The organism is Sphingopyxis sp. Soil_C_28 (assembly GCF_057657055.1).
This window is the reverse complement of the sequence record NZ_JBDGJE010000001.1, coordinates 685,036-711,129: the sequence shown is the minus strand read 5'-3', so window position 1 is coordinate 711,129 and position 26,094 is coordinate 685,036. Positions and strand designations below refer to the sequence as shown.

At 61.5% G+C, this 26,094-nt stretch carries 23 protein-coding genes and 1 pseudogene; 16 read left to right on the top strand and 8 right to left on the bottom strand.

Features of this window, described 5'->3' with window-relative positions; genetic code table 11:
• Window positions 1-28 precede the first annotated feature (28 nt).
• The 7 genes and pseudogenes from AC3A43_RS03325 (at window position 29) to AC3A43_RS03295 (ending at window position 6,990) form a co-directional block, all read left to right on the top strand.
• Window positions 29-277, top strand: a complete 249-nt coding sequence (locus AC3A43_RS03325; RefSeq protein ID WP_487791112.1) for a XapX domain-containing protein — start codon at window positions 29-31, stop codon at window positions 275-277.
• Window positions 274-2,205 carry an amidohydrolase gene (locus tag AC3A43_RS03320; protein ID WP_487791111.1) on the top strand — a complete coding sequence of 644 codons (1,932 nt, stop codon included), beginning with the start codon at window positions 274-276 and terminating at the stop codon, window positions 2,203-2,205. The genes AC3A43_RS03325 and AC3A43_RS03320 overlap by 4 nt, the downstream gene beginning before the upstream one ends.
• 3 nt (window positions 2,206-2,208) lie before the next feature.
• Window positions 2,209-2,616 carry a DoxX family protein gene (locus AC3A43_RS03315; protein ID WP_487791110.1) on the top strand — a complete coding sequence of 136 codons (408 nt, stop codon included), beginning with the start codon at window positions 2,209-2,211 and terminating at the stop codon, window positions 2,614-2,616.
• Window positions 2,613-4,192: pseudogene (locus tag AC3A43_RS03310) on the top strand (MFS transporter). Before AC3A43_RS03315 ends, AC3A43_RS03310 begins: the two are co-directional and overlap by 4 nt.
• Window positions 4,193-4,220: 28 nt before the next feature.
• Window positions 4,221-4,676 carry a Rid family hydrolase gene (locus tag AC3A43_RS03305; RefSeq protein ID WP_487791109.1) on the top strand — a complete coding sequence of 152 codons (456 nt, stop codon included), beginning with the start codon at window positions 4,221-4,223 and terminating at the stop codon, window positions 4,674-4,676.
• Window positions 4,677-4,885: 209 nt separating this feature from the next.
• Window positions 4,886-5,794: a tyrosine-type recombinase/integrase gene (locus AC3A43_RS03300; RefSeq protein WP_487791108.1), complete on the top strand. Its 909-nt coding sequence runs from the start codon at window positions 4,886-4,888 to the stop codon at window positions 5,792-5,794.
• Between the two features lie 5 nt (window positions 5,795-5,799).
• On the top strand, window positions 5,800-6,990 hold the full coding sequence (locus tag AC3A43_RS03295) for an IS91 family transposase (RefSeq protein WP_447952398.1): 1,191 nt from the start codon (window positions 5,800-5,802) through the stop codon (window positions 6,988-6,990).
• A gap of 677 nt (window positions 6,991-7,667) precedes the next feature.
• On the opposite strand, the gene AC3A43_RS03290 is transcribed toward AC3A43_RS03295, so the two are convergent.
• The 7 genes from AC3A43_RS03290 to AC3A43_RS03260 form a co-directional block, all read right to left on the bottom strand.
• The gene (locus AC3A43_RS03290) at window positions 7,668-8,387 is read right to left on the bottom strand and encodes a hypothetical protein (RefSeq protein ID WP_487791107.1); all 720 of its coding nucleotides are present in this window, start codon (window positions 8,385-8,387) and stop codon (window positions 7,668-7,670) included.
• 325 nt (window positions 8,388-8,712) lie between these two features.
• A complete protein-coding gene (locus AC3A43_RS03285) occupies window positions 8,713-9,453 on the bottom strand; it encodes a hypothetical protein (protein ID WP_432769540.1) in 741 nt (246 codons plus the stop codon).
• Window positions 9,450-10,013, bottom strand: a complete 564-nt coding sequence (locus AC3A43_RS03280) for a hypothetical protein (protein WP_487791106.1) — start codon at window positions 10,011-10,013, stop codon at window positions 9,450-9,452. Before AC3A43_RS03280 ends, AC3A43_RS03285 begins: the two co-directional genes overlap by 4 nt.
• 96 nt (window positions 10,014-10,109) lie before the next feature.
• On the bottom strand, window positions 10,110-11,228 hold the full coding sequence (locus AC3A43_RS03275; RefSeq protein WP_487791105.1) for an amidohydrolase family protein: 1,119 nt from the start codon (window positions 11,226-11,228) through the stop codon (window positions 10,110-10,112).
• Between the two features lie 317 nt (window positions 11,229-11,545).
• Window positions 11,546-12,715 (bottom strand): SAVED domain-containing protein, encoded by a 1,170-nt coding sequence (locus AC3A43_RS03270; protein ID WP_487791104.1) that lies wholly within the window; start codon window positions 12,713-12,715, stop codon window positions 11,546-11,548.
• Window positions 12,712-13,368 (bottom strand): type II CBASS E2 protein, encoded by a 657-nt coding sequence (locus tag AC3A43_RS03265; RefSeq protein WP_487792016.1) that lies wholly within the window; start codon window positions 13,366-13,368, stop codon window positions 12,712-12,714. Before AC3A43_RS03265 ends, AC3A43_RS03270 begins: the two co-directional genes overlap by 4 nt.
• A complete protein-coding gene (locus AC3A43_RS03260; protein ID WP_487791103.1) occupies window positions 13,368-14,603 on the bottom strand; it encodes a nucleotidyltransferase domain-containing protein in 1,236 nt (411 codons plus the stop codon). Before AC3A43_RS03260 ends, AC3A43_RS03265 begins: the two co-directional genes overlap by 1 nt.
• A gap of 124 nt (window positions 14,604-14,727) precedes the next feature.
• On the opposite strand from AC3A43_RS03260, the gene AC3A43_RS03255 reads away from it, so the two are divergent.
• The 9 genes from AC3A43_RS03255 (at window position 14,728) to AC3A43_RS03215 (ending at window position 24,999) form a co-directional block, all read left to right on the top strand.
• Window positions 14,728-15,816: an ImmA/IrrE family metallo-endopeptidase gene (locus tag AC3A43_RS03255; RefSeq protein WP_487791102.1), complete on the top strand. Its 1,089-nt coding sequence runs from the start codon at window positions 14,728-14,730 to the stop codon at window positions 15,814-15,816.
• Complete coding sequence (locus tag AC3A43_RS03250) at window positions 15,813-16,313, top strand: PIN domain-containing protein (RefSeq protein ID WP_487791101.1); 501 nt, start codon at window positions 15,813-15,815, stop codon at window positions 16,311-16,313. The genes AC3A43_RS03255 and AC3A43_RS03250 overlap by 4 nt, the downstream gene beginning before the upstream one ends.
• Window positions 16,314-16,467: 154 nt before the next feature.
• Window positions 16,468-17,775 carry an MBL fold metallo-hydrolase gene (locus AC3A43_RS03245; protein WP_487791100.1) on the top strand — a complete coding sequence of 436 codons (1,308 nt, stop codon included), beginning with the start codon at window positions 16,468-16,470 and terminating at the stop codon, window positions 17,773-17,775.
• A gap of 56 nt (window positions 17,776-17,831) precedes the next feature.
• Window positions 17,832-19,046, top strand: a complete 1,215-nt coding sequence (locus tag AC3A43_RS03240; protein ID WP_487791099.1) for a T6SS phospholipase effector Tle1-like catalytic domain-containing protein — start codon at window positions 17,832-17,834, stop codon at window positions 19,044-19,046.
• Window positions 19,047-19,188: 142 nt separating this feature from the next.
• The gene (locus AC3A43_RS03235; protein ID WP_487791098.1) at window positions 19,189-20,835 is read left to right on the top strand and encodes a DUF6119 family protein; all 1,647 of its coding nucleotides are present in this window, start codon (window positions 19,189-19,191) and stop codon (window positions 20,833-20,835) included.
• A 57-nt stretch (window positions 20,836-20,892) separates the two neighbouring features.
• Window positions 20,893-22,020 carry an ABC-three component system protein gene (locus AC3A43_RS03230; protein ID WP_487791097.1) on the top strand — a complete coding sequence of 376 codons (1,128 nt, stop codon included), beginning with the start codon at window positions 20,893-20,895 and terminating at the stop codon, window positions 22,018-22,020.
• Window positions 22,013-22,498: an ABC-three component system middle component 2 gene (locus AC3A43_RS03225; RefSeq protein WP_487791096.1), complete on the top strand. Its 486-nt coding sequence runs from the start codon at window positions 22,013-22,015 to the stop codon at window positions 22,496-22,498. The genes AC3A43_RS03230 and AC3A43_RS03225 overlap by 8 nt, the downstream gene beginning before the upstream one ends.
• The gene (locus AC3A43_RS03220) at window positions 22,495-24,306 is read left to right on the top strand and encodes a hypothetical protein (RefSeq protein ID WP_487791095.1); all 1,812 of its coding nucleotides are present in this window, start codon (window positions 22,495-22,497) and stop codon (window positions 24,304-24,306) included. The genes AC3A43_RS03225 and AC3A43_RS03220 overlap by 4 nt, the downstream gene beginning before the upstream one ends.
• A 444-nt stretch (window positions 24,307-24,750) precedes the next feature.
• On the top strand, window positions 24,751-24,999 hold the full coding sequence (locus AC3A43_RS03215; protein ID WP_487791094.1) for an EexN family lipoprotein: 249 nt from the start codon (window positions 24,751-24,753) through the stop codon (window positions 24,997-24,999).
• A 10-nt stretch (window positions 25,000-25,009) separates the two neighbouring features.
• On the opposite strand, the gene AC3A43_RS03210 is transcribed toward AC3A43_RS03215, so the two are convergent.
• Window positions 25,010-25,930, bottom strand: coding sequence for a HEPN domain-containing protein (locus AC3A43_RS03210; protein WP_487791093.1), 921 nt, complete (start codon window positions 25,928-25,930; stop codon window positions 25,010-25,012).
• Window positions 25,931-26,094 lie beyond the last annotated feature (164 nt).

The following is a 26,094-nucleotide window of genomic DNA, read 5'->3' as shown; positions in this document are numbered from 1 at the left end:
CGTCGACCAATCTAAGGAGGATGAAGCAATGAAGGTCTATCTAGTGTCGTTGGGTGCTGGTTTGCTCGTCGGCGTCGTTTACAGCCTGCTCAGCGTCCGATCTCCGGCTCCACCGATTGTCGCGCTTATCGGACTGGCGGGCATGTTGATCGGGGAACAGATCATCCCGGTTGCCAAGCGAATGGCGGACCGGACTGAACTCAGTCGATTCGTCCGCGAGGATTGCGCGCCGCAAATATTGGGTACGCCCACGCAGCGCAACGACCGCGAGGCATGAACCCCATCACTCGCCGCCAAGCGCTCGCCGGCGCCGCCACGACTGCCCTTCTCACCGCATCGGAAAGCTTCGCCATGAGTCCCAAGGACCTGATCATCGTCAATGCCAAGGTGACCACGCTTGACCGGGCGAACCCGGTCGCCGAAGCGGTTGCGATCCGCGGCGGCAAATTTCTGAGCGTCGGCAGCGAGCAGGCGGTCCGCGCGGTTGCCGGGCCCGACGCCGACGTGATCGATGCAAAGGGCCGCCGCCTGATCCCGGGGCTGATCGACAGCCACATCCACGTTATCCGCGGCGGGCTCAATTATAATATGGAATTGCGCTGGGACGGCGTTCCCAGCCTCGCCGACGCGATGGCGATGCTCAAGAAACAGGCGCAAAACACGCCGCCGCCGCAATGGGTGCGCGTTGTCGGCGGCTTCACCGAACATCAATTTGCCGAAAAGCGCCTGCCGACCTTGGACGAAATCAACGCTGCTGCGCCCGAGACGCCGGTGTTCATTCTGCATCTCTATGACCGCGCGCTGCTCAATGCCGCCGCGCTGCGCGCCGTCGGCTACACCAAGGATACGCCGAACCCGCCGGGCGGGGAGATCGTCCGTGATGCCGCGGGCAACCCGACCGGGCTGCTCCTCGCGCAGCCGAATGCCACGATCCTCTATTCGACGCTCGCCAAGGGGCCGAAGCTGCCCGAGGATTATCAGATTAACTCGACGCGGCATTTCGTGCGCGAACTGAATTCGCTCGGCGTCACCAGCGTGATCGACGCCGGGGGTGGGTTCCAGAATTATCCCGACGACTATCAGATCATCGAAAAGCTGCACAAGGACGGCGAGATGACGCTGCGCATCGCGTATAATCTCTTCACGCAAAAGCCGAAGGAAGAGCTCAAGGATTTTGCCAGCTGGTCGACGCAAGTGAAACCCGGCGACGGCGACGACACCTATCGCCACAATGGCGCGGGCGAAATGCTCGTCTATTCGGCGGCGGATTTCGAGGATTTCCGCGTCGAGCGGCCCGATATGCCCGTCAGCATGGAAGCCGATCTCGAACCCGTCGTGCGCCTCCTTGCGACACGCAAATGGCCATGGCGGCTCCACGCCACCTATGACCAGACGATTAGTCGCGCGCTCGATGTTTTCGAGAAGGTCGACCGTGACATCCCGCTATCGGAGCTCAACTGGTTCTTTGATCATGCCGAGACGATCAGCGAACGCAATATCGACCGGATCGCCGCGCTCGGCGGCGGGATTGCGGTTCAGCACCGGATGATGTTCCAGGGCGAATATTTCATCGAACGCTATGGTGCCAAGGCGGCCGAGGCGACCCCGCCGATCAAGCGGATGATGGATGCCGGCATTCCCGTCGGCGCGGGCACCGACGCAACGCGCGTCGCAAGCTATAATCCGTGGGTCTCGCTGTCGTGGCTGGTCACTGGAACGACGCTGGGCGGGGCGACGCTCTATCCGGTCCGCAATCGCCTCGACCGCGAGACGGCGCTGCGCCTGTGGACGGAGAAAAACACCTGGTTCTCGAACGAAGTCGGCAAGAAGGGGCAGATCAAGGCGGGTCAGCTTGCCGATCTCGCCTTGCTCTCGGGCGATTATTTCGGCGTCGCCGAAAGCGAGATCGTCCACCTCCGCTCGGTGCTCACCATATTGGGCGGCAAGGTCGTACATGGCGAGGGCGACTATGGCCCCATTGCGCCCGCGCTGCCCAAACCCATGCCCGACTGGTCGCCTGTCGCGACCTTCGGCGGTCACTATCGCCGTCCCGAGGGCGCGCAGAAGATGGCTTCGGCGTGCGGCTGTGCTTCCTCCTGCAACGTGCATGGCCACGACCATGCCGCGGCGCTCGGCGCCAATGTCCCCGCTGCCGACGTCCAGAGTTTCTGGGGCGCGTTCGGTTGCGGCTGCTGGGCAGTCTGAGCGATGGCGCCTGTACCCATAACCCGCTTGCTCGGCGACACGCGCTTTGCGGTGCTCGCCGCGACGCTCCTCACGCTGCCTTATTGGACCAGCGGTGTCGCGAAGCTCTTCGATCTCGCCGGTGCGCTTGGCGAGGCGCGGCATTTCGGGCTCGAACCCGCAGCGCTTGTCGTCGCCGTGACGATCCTCGTCCAGATCGGCGGTTCGCTGCTGATCATCGTCGGCCGCCAGGCATGGCTCGGCGCGGGTGCGCTCGGCATGTTCACCGCGATTGCCACGCTGATCGCGCATCCATTCTGGCAGGTCGCCGATCCGATGGCGCGCTTTCATGAACGCAACGCATTCCTTGAGCATGTCGGACTGATCGGCGGGTTGATGCTCGCCGCCATCCTGCGCGAGCGTCGGGCATGAGCGCGGCTGTATCCGAAGCCGAGCGGCCGCTCGCCAGCCCGATGTTCCGGGCCTTGTGGATCGCGACGATCGTGTCGAACGTCGGCACCTGGATGCACGATGTCGGCGCCGGCTGGCTGATGACGTCGCTGTCGCCCGATCCGCTGATGGTCGCGCTTGTTCAGGCGGCGACGACCTTTCCGATGTTTGCGCTCGCGCTGCCCGCCGGCGCCCTCGCCGACATCGTCGACCGGCGCCGCCTGCTGATCGCGGCGCAATTGTTCGGCCTGATCGGCGCTGCCGGTCTGGCGCTGATCACGCTGGCAGGGTTCACGACGGCATGGGTATTACTTGTCTTCACGGCCGTGATCGCCGTCGGCGCCGCATTTTCGGCGCCCGCGTTCCAAGCGATCGTCCCCGAATTGGTGCAACCGAAGGCGCTGCAACAGGCGGTCGCGCTCAACTCGCTCGGGGTCAATATTGCACGCGCGATCGGTCCCGCGTTCGGCGGCGTCATCATCGCGGCGTCGGGGCCCGCCGCGGTCTTTGCGGTCAATGCCCTGTCGGTGGTCGGGGTGATCATCGTCCTTGTCCGCTGGCGCCGCGCCGCACCCGAGCGCCATTTGCCCGCCGAACATATGGTCGGTGCGATGCGCGCGGGGCTGCGCTATGCGATGCGCGCGCCCGAACTGCAGGTCGTTCTCATCCGTTCGGTCGGCTTTTTCCTTTTTGCCAGCGGGCTGTGGGCGCTGCTGCCGATTATCGCGCGGCGCGATCTGGGCCTTGGCCCCGCGGGCTATGGCGGGCTGCTGACGTTCATGGGGCTGGGCGCGATCAGCGGCGCGATTCTGATGCCGCGACTGCGCGGGCGGATGGGCGCGAATGCGATCACGCTGGCGGCGTCGATCCTGCTCGCCTCGGCGATGGCGGCGCTGTCGCTGGCCACCGGATTCTGGTCGGCTTCGGCGACGCTGTTGTCGCCGGGCTGGCGTGGATCGCAATGATGGCGTCGCTCAATGGCGGCGCGCAGGCGACCTCGCCCGGCTGGATCAAGGCACGCGCGCTCGCCATCTATCTCCTGGTGTTTCAGGGGTCGATGGCGGCGGGGTCGGCGCTGTGGGGATCGGTTGCCTCGCGCATCGGCGTGCCTTCGACCTTGCTCGCGGCTGCGGCGCTGCTCGCGGCCGCGGGTGTGATCCTCGCATGGCGGTTCCCGTTCGATCGCACCAGCGCACTCGATCTGTCACCCTCGGCGCACTGGCCGACCCCGTTGGTCGACGGCCAAGTCGAACATGACAGCGGTCCGGTGCTCGTCACGATCGAATATCGCGTCGCGCCCGACAAGGTTTCCGATTTCTTTGCAGCGATTCAGGAGATGCGCCGCATTCGCCGCCGCGACGTCGCGATCCACTGGGGCGTTTATGAGGATACCGCGCAGCCGGGGACGGTCGTCGAGACCTTCACCGTCGAAAGCTGGCTCGAGCATCTGCGCCAGCACGACCGCGTCACGAACGCCGACCGCGTTCATCAGGACGCGCTTGCGGCCTTCCAGTCGGACGATCGCCCGCCAGTGGTGCGCCACTTTATTAGCCGCTGAATAGACGGTAGACAGCAAGGAGGACGACATGGAAGAGAAATTCAAGACGCAGAAGGACGTCGCCACTTTTGGCGTGCCTTGGGAAGAAGCGTTCGGTTATGTCCAGGCGCTGCGGCGGGACGGCATCATTTATATCTCCGGTCAGTTAAGCCATGATGTGTGTGGAAAACTTGTATCGCCGGCGCAGCTGGACGAGGATGGAAAACCATCAGACTTCAGCAATACCGAGGCCCAACTCCGCCGCACGTATGAAAATGCGGGAAGGCTGTTGGCCGAGTTTGGAGCCACCTTTGACGATGTCTTCGAGGAAACGATTTATGTTCTCGATGTCGATGCGGCCTTTCCAGCTGCCGCCAAGGTCCGCAAGGAATTTTATGGGTGCGAGCAACCACAGGTGGTGAGCAATCTTATCGGGGTCTCACGTCTCGCCTTCCCCGAACAATTGGTCGAGGTCACTTTTCGTGCCGCCCCCGATCGGCGGTGACCCCGCTTCGGGGCTGCGTTACTTAACGGTCGTTTGCTAAGGCTAAGAACCGAGTTCTGAGCGCCTCTGGCTGACTGTGGCCGATGCACGAACCGCTGCGCGGATTGGTGCTAGCCTCGATGTAAAGCGGCCCAGCGATCGCCGCACCTGATTGAACGCGGGCTGCCGCAGGCAGACCCTTTCGGCTCCTTTACCTGAGGAGTCGAACGATGAATGAGCTTATCCAGATTGGCCCGATCAGCCCGCTGCGCCAGCGCCTGATCGACGACATGACCATGCGCCGCTTCTCGAAGGAGACGCAGCGCAACTATCTTCGCGATGTCGGACGGTTCGCGACCTGGCTCGGACGCTCGCCCCACACCGCGAGCGCCGAGGATGTCCGGCAGTTCCAGATCGAGCAGCAACAGGCGGGCGTCCCCGCACCAACGATGAACAGCATCGTCGGCGCGCTGAGGTTCTTCTTCACGCACACGCTCGACCGCCCCGATCTCGCGCGCAAGCTGGTCCGCACCAGGCAGGTGCGCAAGATCCCGGTGGTGCTGACCATGGCCGAGGTGAAGCGCCTGCTCGATGCGACCCGTTCCCTCAAGCACCAGGCCGCGCTGTCGGTCGCCTATGGCGCGGGGTTGTGCGTCGCCGAGGTGTCGGCGCTGAAGGTCAGCGATATCGACAGCAAGCGCATGCTGCTGCGGATCGAGCGCGGCAAAGGCGGGCGCTACCGCAACGCCATGCTGCCCGAAGGGCTGCTCCTGCTGCTGCGCGACTGGTGGCGCGCGGGACGACTGCAGGGCATCCTCGTTCCCGACGGCTGGCTCTTTCCCGGACAGAGCGCCGCGGCGCCGATCAGCACCCGCCAGCTCTACCGTGTCGTTGTCGAGGCCGCGGAGGCGGCGGACATCGACAAGCGGATCGGACCGCATACGCTCCGCCACAGCTTCGCCACCCACCTGCTCGAGGACGGTGTCGATATCCGCGTCATCCAGGCATTGCTCGGTCATGCCAAGCTAAACACCACCGCCTTCTATACGCAGGTTGCCACCAAGACCGTTCGCTCGATCGTCAGCCCGCTCGACAGGCTCGCGCTCGCATCGCCCAGCGAGGAGGCGGCTGACGGCTGAGGCCGATGCGCGCCTCACTCGAGGTCGCCGACATCTTCCGGGCCGCAGGGCCCGCGTATCGCGCCGCCCATGCCGGGCATCTGAGCCTGCACCAGCTCAAGATCATGTCGGCGATCGAGCATTGCCGCACCGCCGCCCTAGGTGGCCACGTCGAGGCCTGCACCGACTGCGGGAACTGGCGGATCGCGTACAACAGCTGCCGCAACCGGCATTGCCCGAGGTGCCAGGGCGCTGCTGCACGCACCTGGCTCGAGGCCCGCGAGGCCGACCTGCTCCCGGTCGGCTATTTCCACGTCGTGTTCACCCTCCCTGCCGAGGTCGCCGCGATCGCCTTCCACAACAAGGCGCTCGTCTATGACCTGCTGTTCAAGGCCGCGGCCGACACGATGCTGACCATCGCCGCCGACCCCAGGCACCTCGGCGCCCGGATCGGCATCACCGCCGTCCTCCATACCTGGGGCTCAGCGCTCACCCATCATCCCCACATCCACATGATCGTACCGGGCGGCGGCATCTCGCGCGATGGGACACGCTGGATATCAGCACGCCCGGCCTTCCTGCTGCCGGTCCGCGTGCTCGGCGCCCTGTTCCGCCGGCTGTTCCTGACCCGCCTTCGCGCGCTGCACGATGCCGGCAAGCTCGCCTTCTTTGGCAGCCTCACGCATCTCGCCGAACGACGCGCATTCCTGCGGCACCTCTCGCCGGTCCGCAAAAAGCGCTGGGTCGTTTATGCCAAGGCCCCGTTCGCCGGGCCCGAGGCCGTGCTCGCTTACCTCGCGCGCTACACCCACCGCGTTGCGATATCGAACAGCCGCCTCCTCCGGTTCGACGAAGCCGGGGTCACCTTCCGCTACAAGGACTACCGCAAGGCCGGTGCCGGACGGCAGCAGGTCATGACCCTTGGGGCCGACGAGTTCATCCGCCGCTTTCTTCTCCACGCCCTGCCGCGCGGGTTCCACCGCATCCGCCACTACGGCCTCCTCGCCAGCGCACGCCGCAAGGATCATCTCGAACGCGCCCGCCGTTTGCTCAGCGCCGCGCCTCCACCGGCCGCCGACTCGATCGATGAGCCCGAGGCCCGGCCGCTGTGCCCGTGCTGCGGCGGCACCATGGTGATCATCGAGGTCTTCGAACGTCGCTATCAACCCCGAGCGCCGCCACCGCCATCACTCTCATCCGGAACACAGGCGCCGTGATCCGGCACGGCTCATCCACTCCCGTACCCGGCGCAGCCCTGCGTCCGGAAGCGGACACACTTGCGCTCGCACTGCCCAAAAGCAGACGCCGCTATATCAAAATCGGCCCGTCCGCTTTTCGGCGTCCGCTCGCTCGACCTAAATCCGGACGGTCCGCTCTCAGATGCGTCCGATTTTGGGCAGCAACGTCCAACCCCACGGTCTGCGCAAAACCGCTTTCCCCATAGCTCAGTCTGTGCAGCCCGCGGTTCGGGCATCGAAGACTTTCCGACGCCTGGCGGCGTCTGAAACTCTCAACGCCAGCCGACCGGCGGCTTTCGGGGCCGAAAATCGAGAAGCGGACATCGGCGATCGCCTTTCCGCGATCACGTCAATCGACCGATCCCGGGCACGCGACCATTTCGGCTGATAGCTTGGCTCGACGGGAACTGTCGCGGTGAGACTCCCCACAGCATTCACCTCATCTCAATTTGCCTGAAAATTAAGGTTTGTTTAACCATCTGGCGCCACGATCTCCCCGTGCCGCACCCCCATGTGCCCCACACACATGCGGCATCAAGTAGGGCGGCGGTCGCTGGTCCCGGCCGCCGTCCAGCTTCCAGACTTGCGCCGGGTCCTTATGCTCGCGCACCGCCAGACAAATAAGAAACCGCGCGACGCTTGGCAGGCTTAAACGGCTAACCGCGGCCCGTAATTAAAGGGCTTTCGGGCGGAGGCGCGAATTCATACGGCAGCGCAGCCGCGCCCGGCGACCCGCGCGTTACTTGCCCGTAGATGGCGAGGCCAAGTGGACTGTGCGCGATCAACGTCATTGCGAGCTGCGATGTGACCATCGCAGCCATACCCCACCACCAGGCGGCGTGCACCGATCCGCGACGCCGCATGTCCGAAACGATGCCGACGAGTGGCAGGACCATCACGGCCGCAAACACGGCCCATTCGGCAAACGGGATGAGGAGCGGCATGGGCAGCAGGCGGCCAAACGCGGGCCCGGTGAGAAAGGCCATCGCGCAAAAGAGGAGGCGCCTGTGCCATTCGGTCCGCATGCGCAGTGTGATGGCGGCCGCGACAAGCCCGCCGAAGCAGAGCATCGTCATCGAGTTCATGACGAGAAAATAGGCAGGCTGAAAAAAGAAGGGGACGGTCCCCTGACGCGCCATGGTCATGGTCGTGAAGATACCGACGCCGACCATCGTCGTGGCCCAGGCTGCGGCGAGCCAGCCTAACCGACGGTGAAGCGGCATCGATCCGCGCGTCACAAGGGCGCTTTGCGTTACATAAATCACGACCCAGCCGAAGAATATGACGGCATGAAAATGAACGAGCGGCGGAGCCGAGAAGCTCGAGCGCCCCATCGCCAGTTGCATGGAAAATCCCGCGACTATGATGGCTGCCATGACGAGCGCCATGAAGAGAAAGAACCGGTCGTCTCGGCCGTAACCGGGCCGCGGGTGTGCAACGGTCGCCAATTGAGCCTCCGAGCGGGGGGAAATCAGGCTTGCACTTTGCCGCGCCGAGCAATTGCTGTCACGTCGATTTCACACCTGCCGCAGAGTCCGGCCGCCACAGGATCACCGGTCATCTTGCTGAGTAAGATTGGTCGACCAGGGATTGGCGGCTTCTAGCCGTGGATTTAAGATAGCGGAAATTATCGAAGGGGTTCTCGGTGACGAAGTGGATCGTCCAAATGCCGCCTGCAGCGTCGCGAGTATCCGCCTCCCTCTAGCTTGGACAGGTGTAGCGATACCACTTGCGCGCGACGCCGGGCAGCCAGCGGAAGCTGGCCGGATCGTTTACCTGTTTGGAAACGCTGACCGTGCCGTTCGTGTCGACTTCGCTGACCCTGTTGGCACCCTCCAGCCAGCTACGGACCGTGCTGCGCGAAGCGATGGCCCCGACAAGCGTCTCATTGGTTTGCGACAATCGATCCGCGCCGAGCCTGATACGCATCGTGAAGGCGTCGCCCTTCCGAAGCGTGCCTGTGTGCGTGACCTCGGCGCCTTGCTCGCTCCAGCACGATCGGGAGACACCATGCTCGGTTGCGAACTCATAGCCCACGCCTATGGCCATGATCGATTGCTGTAGGGTTGGAGCCACGACGGAGGTTCGCAGCACCGCTTCGATCGGCGCGCCCGGTCGGATGACGGCGATGACATAGGTTTCGGCGTAGGAGGGTATGAAGTCGAATGACCGCCCAGCGCTCGCACTCCGCACCATCAACAGCGTTCCGGCGGCGTCATAGACTTCGATGATGACTTTCCCGGCGAGACTGACGTCGATGCTTCGCGTTTCCCCGGGCACGCCGGCAAAATAGAAATAGCGCACTGCGTTGCGCTCACCAGCCGCAAGCGTGAACGGCTGGCCGACCGGCAAAGGCTGTGCGCTTTCGATCTGCGCCATCGCGGGACCGCCAATCATCGCGACCGCGATCGCCAGCACGAAGAGCTTCAGATGATGTTTCATTGCGCGCGCCCCCGCTTGCGCATGGCGTCGAGAAACGCCGTGAGCGCCGCCTCCGATTCCGCCCTCGCCTTGGCGCTGGCGGCGATGTTGCGGGCGAGTTCCGCAGCCGCCTGACGCTGTTGTTGCTGCTGCGCCTCGCTCCACTCCGGAGCCGCGGGGGCTGGCGGTGACGAGACGGTAAGATGGCTACCCGATGCCGCGACTGGACCAGAGGATGCGCCGGGCGCGGGCCATGCTCCCCGCCAGTTGGTCCGAATGACTTCTCCGACGCTCATCGAATAGCGCCTGTTGCCTTCTTCGGCATCGCTCAGTCGTTTGGAGGAATGGCAGTCGGGCTCGCGAACGATTGTCTCAAACTGTGCAACATAGCTCTGGAACGCGCGGCCAAACTGGCGCGTCAGCACTTCCTGATGGACATTCGATCCCTCGCCGATGTCGACGACCGCTGAAAGATATGTGTCGTAAGACCCGTCCTTCTGTATCGTGCACCAGCCATATTCCGCCTTGGCAGGGGTCACGACGGCGATCGACAGCAATATCCCCAAAAAAAACCGATGCATCCAAGCCCCCTCGTTTGCATGTGTGAAAATCTATACCGAATATCCGCAGACATTGGCGAGCCATTTCTGCCAAATCAAGGCTCGCCGAGAAGCGTCTCAAGACAGGCGAAAATGCCGCTCCGCATTGCGATGAAAGATGCTGGCGCGCTGGCTGGCCGTCAGGTCGGCGCCTTCGATGAAGGTCACCGCATCGCGCGAACTTTCATAGGGATAGTCGATCGCCCACATGACATTCTCGATGCCGGCAACTTTGATCACGAGATCAAGCACATCGGGAGATTCAAAGCCGCTGGTCGTCACCGCGAAGTTCCGCCGGAAATAGTCGCTGGGCGCTAGCGACAAGGGTTTCATCCGCCCGTCCTTTGCCCGGCGCGCCGCCATATGATCGAGGCGCCACATCCAGAAGGGCAGTGCTTCCCCCATATGCCCAAGGATGATGCGCAGCCGCGGATAACGGTCGAAAACCCCGCTCAGGATCATCCGTACCGCATGCGTCCCGGCTTCGACACCGAAGCCCCAGATCGACCCTCCCATGCTGTAGTCCCGAAACGTAGCGGCCATGCCATTGGACGGTGCGCGCGGGTGAAGATAAATCGGACGATCGAGCGCCTGCGCCGCCTCAAGGATCGGGGCAAAGCGCGGATCGTCCAGATAAAGATCGTGAGTGTGTGAATTGACGATAAAGCCCTTCAGGCCAAGCACGTTGACCGCGCGCTCCATTTCCCGCGTCGCTCTAACCGGATCGTGCGGTGCAAAGCAGGCAAGCCCGGCAAAGCGTGCCGGGTGCCGCGCGATGGCGGCGGCGAGATAGTCATTGGTTGTCGCTGCAAGCTCGCTCGCCCGGGCTGGCTCGAAGATTTGCACGCCTGGTATCGTCACCGACAGAAGGTGCATGTCGACGCCGGCTTCGTCCATGTCGCGGATGCGCTCGGCGTCCACATCGAGCAGCTGGCGGCGAAACCGCTCCTGGTTCGATCCGGGACGCGGATTGTCGAAAATCGACAGGATGCCGGTGGGAATATCCAGGCTGGAGTTGGGCTGTGACCGGGCAATCTCCAACCATGCCTTTGCGAGCTCCGGCGTGGCAAATGCTTCCTCGGTCGCGATCTTGCGCAGTGGCCCCTTGAGCAATTGAGCCGATGCTGTCCGGCTTGCCGCCGAGGCCCCTAGCACCGCCGTGGTCGCAGCCAGGAATTTCCGACGACTGGTGGTCATGGGCGTACCTCCGCGGAGGGCATCGCGAGATGGGACAGAAGGCCGCATGGAACGGAACTGCGAATATTCATGGAAGGTCTCCAATGGGCAAGATTTTGCGACCCCCATGGATTTGCCAAGATATTGCGCAGCTTTACCTGAGGCGGCAAGCCGAAATTCGTTTGCGCGTGGCGCGTGAGGTTTGGCCGGTTGGAGACAGGCAGCTTTTGAGCGCCAAACAACGAAAGCAGACGTTGGTTGCTTCGTGGTTGAAATAGACAGCGTCTTGGTCGCGACGGACGATGGCGGCTGACGCCGGAGCCGCCGACGCGCAAATACTAGGCTTGCCGCGCGCCTTCGATTCGATGGCGAGCAAAAAAGCCCCCGAGCTCGCGGTGTTCGTCGTGAATGATCAGGGGAAGATCGGCCTTGGGCATCCAAACGCGCCCGACTTCAACTGCCATGGCGACCGGCAGCGCCGGAAACAGGTGGATCTCCGCTTCGCCGCCATGTTCGCGCCGGATTTCGCCAAACGTCTCGCGTAGCAGAGTCCGAAAGCGCGCTAAACAGTCGGGATTGGCCAGAATGTCATTGCCAGGCTCGGCCGCCTCGATCGTCCAGATCGGGCAATCGGCGCCGAGGACAGCGGCGATCCGCTCGTCGGCGATATGGGCACTGACGCCAAGATTCAGCGCGACCTTCGCCGCGCCGCGCGCTCCGGCGCGCCGGGCCCGGAAGAGGATCTCTGGTCGGCCCTCGCGCCAGGCCCACCCTCGCGGCTCACGGCTGATCTGGCGAACATCGACATCGGCAATATCGCCGAGCAGGCGCCCCAGTTCGACGAGCAGCGGCTGGGGTCCGATGGCAAAGACCGACACATGACGCATTTCCCCGCTGCGGAGGCGCTCCCCGACCTTGAGCGCAAATTGCCGCCGCAGATTCTCGACCTGCAGCGTCCAATATTGTGCTTCGCTGTCGCGATAGTCCGAGCCAATGACTTCGAGGCTGATCGGCGCCTGAAGCGGGTAGCGTCCGGGAAGAACCGCCGCCTTGCTCATCGCGGTCGACACGAGGCAATCATGCTCACCGATCCGCGCCGCATAGTGAAGGATGTGCGTTCCCCGGTCGGCAGCGATGGCTGTCACCATGGCGATCCGTTCTTCATGCGCCTGCTTCATCGCGAGCAGGCCCGGCTCGGGATGGCCCGGCACGTCCTCGCGGTCGATCAGCCGGTGGTGCGGATCGCAAAGCAGCATGAGATTGTCGACCGAATTGGCGAGCAACGCCGACCGTACCGAATCGCCCCGGGGGCCATCGGGCGCCGCTGCGACGATATGGGCGATATAGGCCTTATTGAGTTTCTCGCGGCCCGAGACAATGTCGCCGAGTAGAAGCTCGTTGCATCCCTCGTACTGGCAGCGACCCGCCGCGCCCGTCCACAGGATCAGACGGTTCTTCTCCGAAACCCTTACGCCTGCGCGTCCCTTGTTCGCCGCTACGACGCTCATGCAGCAAGCTGCGTGGTTGAAGCGGCAAGTGAGCCCGCGACCACCGTGTCAAAGGGCAGATCCTGGAGATGATCCGCCAGCTGCGCGCGCGCGACGGGTGCTGCCGCGCGAGCCTCGGCGGTGGTGATCACGGCACGGCTCGCGCCCATGCCGAAGAATTCGTCAATTGCGGTGGTAAGCCGCGCAGGGCAGCGGCCCCCTGGACCCGCGACGACGCGCCGATCATGCTCGCGCCCGCCGCCCGCCCAATGTCCCGTCGCTTGCCAAGCCTCGTAGAAACGCAGCCAGTCGGCAATCCAAGGGATGGTTGTCTCAGCGATGGCTTGCGACGCGTCCCAGCCGCGTTCGCGGGGATCGAAGAGACAGAGCGGCGGTAGGCGGACAAGGCCTTCGTCAAAGACGTGCGGAATAGGCGTGTCCGGTTCTTCCGCGCGCCGGGTCACCGGCGGGCTGTGGACCCTGACTTCCGGAAAATCTGCATGTGCGAAGCTGAAGCTGTCGCAATTGCGACGCTGCACATAGAAAATCGACACATCATACGGGCAGGACAACGCGGTAACCGTTCCCCGCCACAGCGCCATGCCGCTGCCGAGAAGGATAGTTCGAAAGGGCCATGCCCGCCGGATCAACCGGTCCTGCTCGGCGAGCGGCATCACCGCCACGGACGACCTCCATAATATTGGGTTGCCGGAACCGGGCGGGCGTGCGCTGCAGAAGGCAGCATCGTCGCGGGAAGGATCAAGCGCCCCGACCCAGCCTCGTAACGCGATGTGCCCAGTTCCTTGTCGCGGCCCATGCGTTCGGCGAAATCGCGGATCGCCTTGCCCGCCGCATGTTCCCCGAAGAGATCGCCCAGAATTTCCTGCCGCTCGCGCAGCGTCAGCGTGTCGCGGACATAGCGCGCAAGCTGGCGAACGAGGTGGTTGAGATCGCCAAGCCAAATAGTCTGCTCATAGGCTGCCGACGGCCAGCGGTCAGTGAAGACGTCTTCGCGGCAGCGCGGATTGCTCTCGGCGATCAACTGGTTGCGCTCCACCTCGAACTGGAAACGGTCGCGCAGCGCGACGGCATGTTCAAGCACCGCCGCCGCGAACGTTAGGCTGGACGCATGATATCCGGCGACTAGCTTGGCTAGCAGGACGCTCGGCGGGCAGCGTCCATCGCGGCGATCGTAACGCAGGTTGCGATAACGCTTAAACAGCTGGAGGCTGGCAAGCGCGCGCGACATGCCGTGCGGCGCCACCTGGTCGGGGAGCGGCTCGACATCGGCTTTCGCGACGGCAACTGAATCCCGGGCGATCGCGACCGCGAACAGCGGCTCGGCGGGCGTGTTCTCCTTGAACCACTCGGTAAAGCCATAGGGATTGGCGGTCACCCGCTTGCCGGGGATGTGCGGCGTTTCAACCCGGTGGTGAAAAATCGTGCTCTGCCGGTCGGGCACGCCGAACTGCAGGATTGCAGGCGTCAGGTCGACATGCATCTTGTCGGCATATTGCACCTGCACACACCGCGTGCAGCGCGTCGTCACATCATAGTAGCGCGACCCCGGCTCGCCACGGATCGTGCGGTGGAGGAGGTCGAGAACATACGCCGGCCCACGATCGACGTCGGGGTGCAGCTCGACCATCGCGTCAACGTCGAATTCGTCGTTCGTCGCGCGGGCCGCGACCGACGAACCCTGTGCCACGCCGCCTTGCCCGTAGACCCGCTCGACGCGGCCGCGAAGTGGGCTGCCCTCGCGCTCGATCCAGTCGGCGAGCGTATGGTAGCGGCCCTCCGCCTTGGCATAGTCGCTCGGCGGCAGCTGGACCGATCCCAAGGTTTCCGCAAGGAGGAGGTCGGCTTCCGATGCGATCGGGCCAAAGCGGTCAAAAGAAGGACGATCCATGCCAACAACTCCCTGTATTTAGCCATTGCCCTTCCCTCGCATGGGAACTATGGCAACGATCGTTGGTTTACAGTTCATCCAATATAGTCACTGTTTGTAAACCATCAAGGGGAAGGGTCAAAAAATGATCGGATCACGGTTGCGGTTGGCACGAACGGCCGCAGACTTGTCGTTGCGCGATCTTTCGGCGGCGATCGACGGTCTCGTCAGCGCGCAGGCCATCGGCAAATATGAACGTGACGAAGCGATGCCGGGCTCGGCGGTTCTGAGCGCCATGATCAGGGTGCTTGGCGTCTCGCGCGATTATCTGATGAACGCCGATCAGCTCGCGCTCGAAGGGGTCGATTTTCGCAAGAAGCCGAGCTCCAGCCGCCGTGAGGAGGCGCAGGTGCAGGCAACCTTACTCCACCGTGTCGAAAATTACCTGATGGTCGAAGAAATTCTCGCACTCGAAAGCATGGTTTGGGACAAACCGCGCCATGCGCCCTACCCGCTGCACGACATCGTCGAAGCCGATCAGGCAGCGATGCAGCTTCGCGAAGCTTGGGGTCTTGGCCGCGATCCGATCCCCAACCTCGTCGAGTTGCTCGAGGAAAGAGGGCTGAAGGTAGTCTGTGAGCCGCTAGCGGACGCGATCGACGGCATGACGGCATATATACGTCGTGCCGACGGAGGCTCGATTCCTGTGATTGTCATCAACGCGCGGCATTGGGGTGAGCGGCAGCGCTTCACGCTTGCCCACGAGCTTGGTCATATCATTATGATGATGGGGAGCGAGCTCGGCGAAGCCGAGATCGAAAAGGCGGCGCACCGGTTCGCCGGCGCGTTCCTGATGCCCGCAGAGATATTATGGGCTGAAATTGGGCGGCACCGCACGAACGTCAGCCTCGGCGAGCTATTTTCGCTCAAGAGGCTTCTCGGCGTATCGGTGCAGGCGCTCACCTATCGCTGCAAGGATCTTGGTATCGTCGGCCCGGCCCTCTTCAAAAGGCTGTTCGACGAATTCAAGGCCCAGGGTTGGCGGTCGCCACCCTATGCCGAACCCGATCCAGTACCGAAAGAGGCGGCGCAGCGCCTGTCCCGACTTTGCTTTCGCGCGGTCCAGGAGAACATGTTATCCGAAGGTCGCGCCGCCGAGGCCTTGGGTATTACGGTCCGCGAACTCGATCGCCGGATGTCGGCGCCCTGGGAGGCAATTCGCAAGCACGCATGATTGTCGTAATTTCCGACACGCCAGTACTGCTCGATCTCGAGCATAGCGAAATGATCGAGCCGGCATTGGGGCTGCCGCTCGAGTTTGCGGTTTGCGACGCGCTTTACGAAAGCGAGATCCAAGGTGCGGAACAGGAAAAAATCTTTGGAAGCCGTTTGCGGGTCGAGATGCTTGACGAGGTAGAATTGTTGCGCGCGACGATGCTGCGGCGATCGTGCCGCGGCATTTCGGTCAGCGATTCCTTCGCCCTCGCGATTGGCGAGGCTCGCAAGTGGCCGCTTCTGATTGGGGGCGGTCATCTGCACGGCGAAGGGACGAAGCTGGGCATCGAGTGCCGCAGCCTGTTGTGGTTGATCGGAGAACTCGAACGCGCCGGCACCGATCCCGAGCATCTCGGTGCGATGCTCACACGGCTGGCGCCGCGTTCCCGGTGTACGATACCACCTGACGAAATCGAACGACGGAGGGAGGCGATCAGAAGGCGAATCATTCGATGAAGCCGCCCTTTGCAAAAATTGGCAGGCAAGTTCGAAACCGGGCGCTTCGATGCGATAGCCGCCAATTTGGGTACATCTCTGCTTCGCGAAAGGACGGCCACCCTGTTCCTCACGCGAATTGGTCGCTAGGCTCGACCTTGCGAGGAGGGGCCTCATGACGCTTCGATCCTGTTTTGCGGCGCTGTTCCTCAGCGTCGGCACGCTTATGTCGTCGCCAGCGACGGCAGACGATGTCGCGCCGAGCGCCCGTGTATCGAGCGCGGTTCTCGTGCGCGAGGGCCCGTCGACAGACACGCCCGTCCTCGCACGTCTGCGACCCGGTGACAGCGCGACGCTCATCGGCGAAGTTAGCGGCTGGTACGTCGTCGAGCTCGCCGATGGCACTCGCGGCTATGTCAGCAAGGCGTGGACGATCGTTCGTGCCGAAGAAGGCACCGAGGCGCTCGCACAGAGCCGTTACAAGATCCATGTCATCGATGTCGGCACCGGCCTTGCGGTGTTCGTCGAAGGCCCCGGCTTCACGCTGCTTTACGATGCCGGAAGCCAAGACGATCTCCACGACGGCGATGAGAACCGCGTCGTAGCCTACATCCGCGCGGCGCGCCCCGACCTCACACGGATCGATCACCTGATCCTCAGCCACCCGCACAAGGATCATCTTCAGTTGATGCCTGCAGTCTTCGACACGTTTCAGATCGGCAACGTCTGGGAGTCAGGGCGCGTCAACAAGACCGATGGCTATTGCCATTTCCTCAAGGCCGCGATGGCGGAACCGGGCGCACGCTATCATGATGCGATTGCGTCGAACGCGACGCGCAACGTGACCTTCACCGGAACCGGCTGCAACGGCACCGTGACCGTGCGTCAGGCTGAGATGATGAGCGAGGCACCGGTCGAGCTCGGGACGGGCGGGCGGATGCGGTTTCTCTATCGCGACGCACATCCCTATTCCGATCCTAACGGCAACAGCGTGGTTGTACGCCTCGATCTCGGCGAAAAACGTATATTGCTTGCGGGCGACGCTGAAGGTGGAGAACGTGAGCTCCCCGCGACGCCTCCTAGCCCGCGGAGTATCGAGGCGAAGCTCCTTCTATGCTGCGCCGCCGATCTCAAGTCCGACGTCCTTATTGTCGGCCATCACGGCAGCCTCACTTCGTCCCGAACAGCTTTTCTTGATGCGGTGGGCGCATTAATCTATGCGATTTCGTCAGGCCCCTACCCCTATCACCGCGTAAGGCTACCCGATGCCGAGATCGTTTCCGAACTCGAGCGGCGGGGCCAAGTCCTGCGAACCGACCGCGAAGATGGGTTTCGCCTCGAAGATGATGCGCGCGCTTGTGAAATGCGCGACCGTAAGGTCGGGCCGGACGCCGACGAGATGCCGGGCGGATGCGACAATATCCTGATCGATATCGGCCCCGGCGGTTCAATCCGTTCAGGTTACAGCGGTTTGAGTGACTAGCGGCGACATTCGCCGCGATCAGCGCCGGCCGCAGCCGGAGCCGACGGGAGACGAAGATGGCAAAAGACGAAACCGAGGGTCGCAATCTCGTCATATGCTGTGACGGGACCAATAACGAAATCGGAACGCGGCTTTCGAATGTCCTGAAGCTCTACAAGATTGCCGAGAAGAGCGAGCGTCAGATCGCTTACTACCACCCCGGGATCGGCACGATTGCAATGCCGGGCACTTGGGGAAAATGGCGGCGGACGACCTCATCGCTCTTCGAGATGATGACGGGGCATGGGCTCGATCGCGACGTTCTTGCGGCTTATTGCTTCCTTTGCCGCCACTACCGCGAAGGGGACCGCATCTATCTTTTCGGTTTCAGCCGCGGGGCTTACACCGTGCGCGTGCTCGCGGGCATGATCTATCTCGTAGGCTTGCTGCGCGAGCATCAGATTAACTTCGCCGAATATGCACTTAAAGCCTACAAGCGATCGAGCGAGATCGACGGACACGCGACCGCACGCGAGTTTCGTGATGTCGTGCGGCCGCAGGTGGCCGCCGTTGATTTCCTCGGCGTGTGGGATACTGTCGCCTCGGTCATCGTCCCGGGGAGCACACCCCTATCCGACCCGACGCTCGAGGAACTTCCGTTCACCCGCCACAATCCCGCTGTCGCCGTGTTTCGCCACGCAATGGCAATCGACGAGTTCCGCCGCATGTTCCGCATTCTCCCGTGGAAGGAGCCCCAAGAATTTCGGCCCAATCGCTATTCTCAGGACGAAACCTTCCCCGCGCAGGATTGTCGCCAAGTCTGGTTCGCTGGCTGTCACTCCGATGTCGGTGGCGGCTTTGCAGAAACCGAAAGCGCGCTCTCCAAATATCCGCTTATTTGGATGATCGAAGAGGCCCAAAAGCACGGCCTGCGCGTTCGCACCTCGATGGTCAATCATATCGCGCGCGGTCAGCCGCGCGAAGGCGCACGAGACTATATGAAGCCCGATCCCGCCGGCCTGTTGCATCGCTCGCTGAGCTGGGGCTGGACCCCTTTCGAGATCGTCCCCAAGGCCAAGAAGTATCTCGACTGGACCGAACGGCGGTCATTTCTCGGCTATTATCTTCCGCGCGGTGAGCCACGCACGATTTTACCAAACGCGAGGGTGCATACGTCAGTGATCGACCGGCAAGGCGCAGTGCCTGGTTACAAGCCGGTCAATCTTCCCGAAATATTCCAGACCGAAACGATCTTGGGACCAGGCCAATCTGATCCTAATGGTGGACGATGAAATTGGATTTCTCCATCCTCGCCAAATATCTCTGGAGAGATGACCATAATTCGCTTCCCCTATGACAATAAAGGTTCGGCAAAATCAGTTTTAAATCGCTTCCGATTGTGTCACATAAGTCCGGGGATGAGGGAGATGTGCTGTGGCTGATGCCGGAGCTCTCGTGGGGCCAGTGCCAAACATTGTTGAGATTTCGCTGCGACTCATGCGCGGATCGACGGCAGAAGAAGCGCTAAAGGATGATCATGACTTCACGCCGATGCCGAGCAGTATCGGGCAGCTCTATTTCAACCAGTCCGCTGCGCACCCGCCGGGTTGGGTGAATTTCTTGGAAGAGATTGCACCGGCAGCGCGCGACGAGTTCCGTGCACAAAGCTGCTCGGCCGTCCTGTTCGTAGAAACCAAACACCCGGCCAAGCGGCTGTTTGCCATTTGTTTTGGGCAGGGCCATCATGCATTGGCCGACGGCGCCGTCGAGACGGGGTTCGGCTTGAAGGTTACGCTTAACCTCGTATCGCGCGATCGTCTGCGTGTCATTGATAGCGCACAGCTCGACTCGACCGTTATGCAAAAGCGCACTCAAGCGAGTCGTAATGCAGATCTTGGTGCTTTCGAAGTGGATACAGACCGAGATTTGGTTCGGCTCGCGTCGGGCATTCCGTCATCGAGCGACTTTGCTAAGGCGCTTACCGGCCGCGACGCGCTAAAATTCCGGGCGCACCTTGCTCCGACGCGTGTAGTTGCTCAGTGCGAGCGTGCGCTCGAACTCTATGGCGAGACGTCCTACCAACGCGACTTCGGCTTTATCGACCACGTGCAGCCCGTCTCCAGTCGTACGCTGATCCAGGCCCTCGATGACATGGTTTTCGAGGAGTTGAAGATCTTGGTCGATGGCGGCGTCTCCGACCTGCATCTCGCAATCCCTGACATACTGGGTCCAGAGGACTCGGTAGAGATAGGCTATTTTGGTCTGGGGCTGAGCTCCGGCAAGGAGAGCTATCTGGAGCTGGCGATCGAGGACTACGTTTCCGAGCTTAGAAAAGGGAAGTTCGACACCATCACTGACATGCGGGCACTCAAACCATCGCACGAGATTCGCGTAATGAAAAACGGACGCAGCGACGGCACACATCGCCGAAAGCTGTATTCCTGCTTTGTCTTCGAGACGAGCGATGCGGACAATAGCTACGTCCTATTTGACGGGATATGGTATCTGATTGAGGACAAGTTTCAGAAAGACGTCGAACGCAGCTACCAAGCCCTCCTGAAACCGTCGTTCTTAACCAAAACGGTAGCGAAAACGGAGCAGGCGTTGATCGCGGCGCTTATCGCCGACCAACGACTTCTTTGCCTCGATCAGACCCGCTCCAATCCTGCCGGCGCACCCACCGCCAAGATCGAGGCCTGCGATTTCCTCTCTCGACAAAGCGAGCTGATCCATCTCAAGGACGGCCACTCATCGGCCCCGCTCAGCCATTTATGGAACCAAGCGTTGATCTCCGCCGAGGCGTTTATGAGCGATTCAAAATTTCGGGGCGACTTTCGGCGGGCCGTAACAAAGCGCGAGGCGAAATATAATCGCCAGGGCTTTGCCGCCCTCATTCCGGACGGACGCACTAGGCCTACTGCCAAGGATTTCACTGTCATATATGGCGTGATGCGTCATGCGCACAAAAAGTCGAAAAATCTCAACCTTCCGTTCTTCAGCAAAGTGGCGCTTCGCGCCGCAGCCGCGCGCATCGATCGAATGGGATTCAACGTCCAGCTTCACCTGATTGAGAAAGAGTAGTCTATCAGTCCGATTTGATTCTAATTTCGTTTGTTTCTGTCTGTTAGTAGCGCTTTGATGGCGCACAGCCTGGGGAAGGTTTGGTCGCTTTTGGTTCAAAATTCCGACTTCAAGGCGGTTGTGCCGAAAGAGATTGTACACGCCGCTTCCGCAAATCATGTCCAATCTGGGCTACCTATCCCGAAGGCGGCCCGCGTGCAGATTTTTTCTCCGGACGACTGGGAGGGATTCACTGAGGAGTGGGCCAGTTCGCTCACAGGCTATGCCATCGTGCGGCGCTTCGCCGGCGCCGGAGACATGGGCCTTGATGTCGCCGGCTTCACCGATGCTGCCGGCTTCAGCGCACCTTGGGACAACTATCAGTGCAAGCGATACAATCATCCGCTGCGGCCCGCAGACATCCATGTCGAAATTGGAAAGATCATCTACTATTCGTGGCTAGGTGAATATACGGTGCCGAGAAGGCACTATTTCGCCGCGAGCAGAGACGTAGGCACTACGGCCGCAAAGCTTCTCCTTGATTCAAACAAACTTAAGGAAAGCGTCGGGCAGGCTTGGGAAAAGCAGTGCAGGCATCAAATCACAACGACGGCAGACGTGGCACTCACAGGAGACCTACTCTCCTATTTCGACGCCTTTGACTTTTCGATCTTCGCTTCAAAGAGCGTGCTGGACCTGATTGCGCAACATGAAATGACCAAATTCCACTCGGTTCGTTTCGGCGGCGGCCTTCCGCCGCGTCCGGCCCCACATGGTCCCCCGGCGGAGCCCGCCGCGCACGAGAGCAGGTATATCCGGCAACTCCTAGATGCTTATGGAGACCATCTGGGCGAACAGGTGCCGGATCTCCCCGCCCTCGCCCTGCAGCCGCCGCTGCAACGCGATTTCAGTAGGCAGCGCGAACGCTTTTACAGCGCGGAGGCGCTTAGGAATTTCTCTCGCGACACCGTGCCCGAGGGCACGTTCGACGCCCTGCAGGAGGAAGTCTTCCAAGGCGTCGTTGACCTATGCGAGAGTTCGCATTCTACGGGGTTCGAACGCATGAAGGCGACCGTGTCGCAAGCGGCCCAGATAGCCGCGACATCCAACCCGCTGGCCCCAGCAACACGCGTTCAGGATCGGCAGGGTATTTGTCATCAGCTTGTCAACGAGGATCGCCTTCATTGGATATCGCCCGATGAGTAAACGCGTGAGCCCGTTCAACAGCCCGTTGGAAACCGGCGTCCGCGCGCTGTCGATTCTGGAGGCGGCGCACCCCAACGGCTGCGATTTGCAGAGGCTGGTCGAACTTGATTATCTCGTGGTTCATTCCGGGGACGCCGGGGGTCCGGAGAGCCTGCACGCCGCCCTGCCTATGCGCGCGGGCGAACTGCTGGTGCGCAGGGAAATCATCGAGAAGGGACTGCTGTTGATGGCGAGCCGCGGGCTGGTAGAACGGGTAGCGAGCCCGGACGGGATTTTCTATCGCGCAGGCGAGGCTGCGGCGCCCTACATGGCAGCGTTGAGCGCGCCTTACTCAACTGAGTTGCGCGCCCGAGCAAACTGGGCCGTGCAGGCATTCGGCCATATGACCACCGATGCGATCCGCACCATTACCCAGCGTTTCTTCGAGAGATGGACTACCCAGTTCCAACCTGGGCAGCTTCGGGGACCTACCGCGTGAGCGACTATCTGCGTCTTGACCAACTGAGCTTTACAGGTCCTTCCAAGCACAGCGAAATCCGCTTTTATGCGGGCGTCAACGTGATCTGTGGCGCGTCGGACACCGGCAAATCGTTCCTTGCCGAGGCAGTCGATTTTATGCTCGGCGGATCTGATCTGAAGGTGATCCCGGAACGAGAAGGCTACAGCACGATCGAGCTCGGTCTATCCAGCACCGAAGGCGAATCCTGGACCTTCGAACGCGCGATCTCGGGCGGGGATTTTGCCCTGCGTCAGGGCGGTGTGACAGAAAAGCTGCGCCAATCGCATGCCCATGAGCGCGTAGACAATGTCTCGGGATTCCTACTGGAGAAAATCGGTCTTCTCGGAAAGCGGATCCTGAAGAGCAGCACGAAGAGCAAGACGAATAGCCTCAGCTTTCGTAATCTTGCGCGTCTGGTGATAGTGCAAGAAGGGGAAATCCAGCAAAAGGGATCGCCTTTCTGGGGCGGGCAGTACACGCTAAAGACGGCCGAACTCGCCACGATCAAGCTACTCCTGACCGGCATTGATGATTCCGCCGTCGTGTCGGCCGCGTCCGACGAACCCGACCAAGCCGGACAAATCGGGTTGCTCGACGAGATGATCGCAGACCTTGCGTCGGAAATCATCGATATGGGAGAGGAGAAAGGCGAGCTCGAAGCGCAGTTGGAAAAGCTCGATTCCTCCGTGGCGGAACATCGGGACAGCGTGTCCAATGCGCAGAGGACCCTTGACGCGCAGATGGAGGAGCGCCGAGAACTAGCGAAGCAGCGGCGCGGAATCGACGACCGTCTCGACGAGATCCTTGAACTGCTCGCGCGTTTCAATCTGCTTCGGGAGCATTATGGCGTCGACCGGGAGCGCCTGAGGGCCATCCAGGAGAGCGGGACGCTGTTCGCGTATGTCGGGCGTGTGGCTTGTCCATTATGCGGAGCGGACCCCGAGGCGCAGCATTCTGAAGCCGATTGCGAGGGGAATGTTGCGACGATCGTCGAAGCGGCGACGGCCGAAATCAGTAAAATTGAGCGACTGTCGGAGGAACTTGCCTCGACGGTAACTGACCTGCTGGCCGAAAAAGACAGCCTTTCAGAGCTACGGGCGACAGTCGAGAATGCCTTTGCGAATGTTGACGCAGAGATCCGGCAGACCATGGCGCCCGAGGTGGAAGAGGCCCGCGCCAAATTCACCGACATCATCGAAACCCGGTCAGCGGTCCGCGGATTTTTGGCCTTATTCGATCGGTTCGAAAAGCTTGAGGCGCGCCGCGCAAGTCTCGATGACGTGGCGCCAGAGCCTGCCGCAAATGCTAAGGTTGCGATTGGCTTCTCGGAAGTGGTCGCACACCAGTTCTCGTTGAAGGTCGAACAGATCCTCAAAGCGTGGAATTTTCCTGGCGAATGCCGCGTCCATTACGACAAGGATGCGAGCGATTTCGTCATCGACGGTAAACCCAGAGGCAGTCGCGGCAAGGGACTGCGCGCAATTACGCATGCCGCCGTTTCGATCGCATTGCTCGAATTTTGCCAAGAGCATGAACTGCCGCACCCGGGCTTTCTGCTCCTGGACTCCCCGCTCCTTGCCTATTTCAAGCCCGAAGGGGACGAGGATACCGCGCTGCAGGGTACTGATTTGAAAGAGCGCTTCTATGGCTACCTCAAGGCACATCATAGCGTTGAAAGCCAGGTGATCATCATTGAAAATCAGCATCCGCCAGATAGCGAGCTCGCGGGCCTCAACCTTACAGTGTTTACGCGCAACCCGGCTGAGGGGCGCTTCGGGCTGTTGTGAGCACACTCAGGTCGCGCCCTTATTGGCACTCACGCCCTTCTCCTCTTGCGCAAGCTGCAACGAATGAGGAGCTGGTTTCCGTTGAGTAGTCAGCATGTCGAACTAACGAAATCAGGCGCATTGCTGATTTCCTGCTCTGACATTCGCGAACGGCAGGTTTCAGGCGGCCGCCTCGCGGCCGGCTACGGCTTAGATCGGGCGCAAACCGGCCGTTTATGGAGGATAGGCCGGGCGTTGAGAACAAGTTCGAGAACTTGCGCCGCCGCTTTTAGCCGAGGCTTGCACATATGCGGCGGCCGCCCGGCGGCGTCGCCTTTATCAAATGTCCGGCGTTCTGGCGACTGCGCGGACAAACAATCGCTCTCGATTTGAGAGTTTCTTCGCTCTTTTGTTGCTCAGTCGTGGCGCTTCACGATAATTTGCCGGCTCGCAAAGGAGAGCCTCATGAACACGCAAGTCATTGGAATCGTGCTTCTCGGAACCGCGCTCGCGAGCTGCGGCAAGGCCGAGCCACGCAGCAAGCAATATTTCGACGCACATGTCGACGAGGCCCGAGAGGTTTTCGCGGGATGCCAGGACGGATCGGTCCGCGGCGAGGAATGCAGCAATGCCGAGATGGCTGTGATCCGAGCCGATGCGAAGGCGCGCAGCAAGAAATTTTTCGGCGATGGGAAGGCTTATACGCCCCGTTGATCTGGCGCGACTAGAGCTCGGCAGCCGAACGCAGTTCGTCGAGTTGCTCCCGGCAAAGCCGTTCGACAATCTCGCGCAGGTTGCGCGCTGAGGCTGCGAGCGCTTCCAGATCGTCGGCGGTGATCTCGTAGCTCGGCGAATATCGTGCCTCGACGTATGCCCGCTTCAACAGCTCGAAACGGCGCCGATCCAATTTGCTCTCGCGCGGCCATGCTTCGATAAGCTGCGGTTCGCGGTCTTCGGCTAGCGAGCGCAAGAACTTGATGTTGTGCGAGCGCGGGAAATAGAAGGTACTGGTGAGCAAGAAGCATGCATATGCCCGCTCAACCGCCTGATGAAGCGAAAACGCGGCCGCTTTTCGCCAGACCAAGTCTGTATCACCGCGCTGGACCTGAAAATCGACAGTCTGCAATTGAACATCGATCGCCGGCAGGTTCGTTTCAAAATACTCTAGCGCCATTCGATACGCATCGGCCGCCGTCAGCGGCTTCGGGACCGCCAAAGGATGATTAGGCAATTCGTACAGCAGAATACCGTCGCGCAGAATATCCACCCAGAAATATTCGCCGCGGGTGAGCGCCCGGTTCACGTCGGCGAGCGTATGGACGATGATGTTGAGCGTTCGGCCAACCGCAGGATCGCGAAGGATCTTGTCCTCGGCGATATACCAATGGTCCGAAATATCGGTCAGGTCTTCGTGGCTAACGATGACGAGCAGATCGAAGTCGGACTGGTAGCCGTTTTCAGGCTCGTCGACCCAGTCGTTACGCGCATAGCTGCCGAACAGGACGATCTTTAGAATCTTGCCGTTGCGCTTCTCGGCTTTGGTCGCGCGCTCGATCGAACGCGCGAATTCCTCCATCAGCACATCCTTGATGCGCTGGAGTTCGCCCTGCTGCCTTTGCGGAAGATGATCGATGTCCGTTTTCATTTCTATCGCTGAATCTGGCGGACAATCAAGACTCTGGCAAGCCAAACTCGATTCAAAATGGACAGGATCGCGCTTCGGTTGGACGCAAGTTCCAGCGTCGCGCTTGACTCGGCAAGCCGAGAAGGAACAAAGAGGGAACGAATCAACTATCTGACGAGTCCTAT

Coding starts and splice junctions, on each gene's coding strand:
- AC3A43_RS03325 (WP_487791112.1), top strand. CDS start 29: ATGAAGGTCTATCTAGTGTCGTTGGGTGCTGGTTTGCTCGTCGGCGTC.
- AC3A43_RS03320 (WP_487791111.1), top strand. CDS start 274: ATGAACCCCATCACTCGCCGCCAAGCGCTCGCCGGCGCCGCCACGACT.
- AC3A43_RS03315 (WP_487791110.1), top strand. CDS start 2,209: ATGGCGCCTGTACCCATAACCCGCTTGCTCGGCGACACGCGCTTTGCG.
- AC3A43_RS03305 (WP_487791109.1), top strand. CDS start 4,221: ATGGAAGAGAAATTCAAGACGCAGAAGGACGTCGCCACTTTTGGCGTG.
- AC3A43_RS03300 (WP_487791108.1), top strand. CDS start 4,886: ATGAATGAGCTTATCCAGATTGGCCCGATCAGCCCGCTGCGCCAGCGC.
- AC3A43_RS03295 (WP_447952398.1), top strand. CDS start 5,800: ATGCGCGCCTCACTCGAGGTCGCCGACATCTTCCGGGCCGCAGGGCCC.
- AC3A43_RS03290 (WP_487791107.1), bottom strand. CDS start 8,387: ATGGCAGCCATCATAGTCGCGGGATTTTCCATGCAACTGGCGATGGGG.
- AC3A43_RS03285 (WP_432769540.1), bottom strand. CDS start 9,453: ATGAAACATCATCTGAAGCTCTTCGTGCTGGCGATCGCGGTCGCGATG.
- AC3A43_RS03280 (WP_487791106.1), bottom strand. CDS start 10,013: ATGCATCGGTTTTTTTTGGGGATATTGCTGTCGATCGCCGTCGTGACC.
- AC3A43_RS03275 (WP_487791105.1), bottom strand. CDS start 11,228: ATGACCACCAGTCGTCGGAAATTCCTGGCTGCGACCACGGCGGTGCTA.
- AC3A43_RS03270 (WP_487791104.1), bottom strand. CDS start 12,715: ATGAGCGTCGTAGCGGCGAACAAGGGACGCGCAGGCGTAAGGGTTTCG.
- AC3A43_RS03265 (WP_487792016.1), bottom strand. CDS start 13,368: ATGCCGCTCGCCGAGCAGGACCGGTTGATCCGGCGGGCATGGCCCTTT.
- AC3A43_RS03260 (WP_487791103.1), bottom strand. CDS start 14,603: ATGGATCGTCCTTCTTTTGACCGCTTTGGCCCGATCGCATCGGAAGCC.
- AC3A43_RS03255 (WP_487791102.1), top strand. CDS start 14,728: ATGATCGGATCACGGTTGCGGTTGGCACGAACGGCCGCAGACTTGTCG.
- AC3A43_RS03250 (WP_487791101.1), top strand. CDS start 15,813: ATGATTGTCGTAATTTCCGACACGCCAGTACTGCTCGATCTCGAGCAT.
- AC3A43_RS03245 (WP_487791100.1), top strand. CDS start 16,468: ATGACGCTTCGATCCTGTTTTGCGGCGCTGTTCCTCAGCGTCGGCACG.
- AC3A43_RS03240 (WP_487791099.1), top strand. CDS start 17,832: ATGGCAAAAGACGAAACCGAGGGTCGCAATCTCGTCATATGCTGTGAC.
- AC3A43_RS03230 (WP_487791097.1), top strand. CDS start 20,893: ATGGCGCACAGCCTGGGGAAGGTTTGGTCGCTTTTGGTTCAAAATTCC.
- AC3A43_RS03225 (WP_487791096.1), top strand. CDS start 22,013: ATGAGTAAACGCGTGAGCCCGTTCAACAGCCCGTTGGAAACCGGCGTC.
- AC3A43_RS03215 (WP_487791094.1), top strand. CDS start 24,751: ATGAACACGCAAGTCATTGGAATCGTGCTTCTCGGAACCGCGCTCGCG.
- AC3A43_RS03210 (WP_487791093.1), bottom strand. CDS start 25,930: ATGAAAACGGACATCGATCATCTTCCGCAAAGGCAGCAGGGCGAACTC.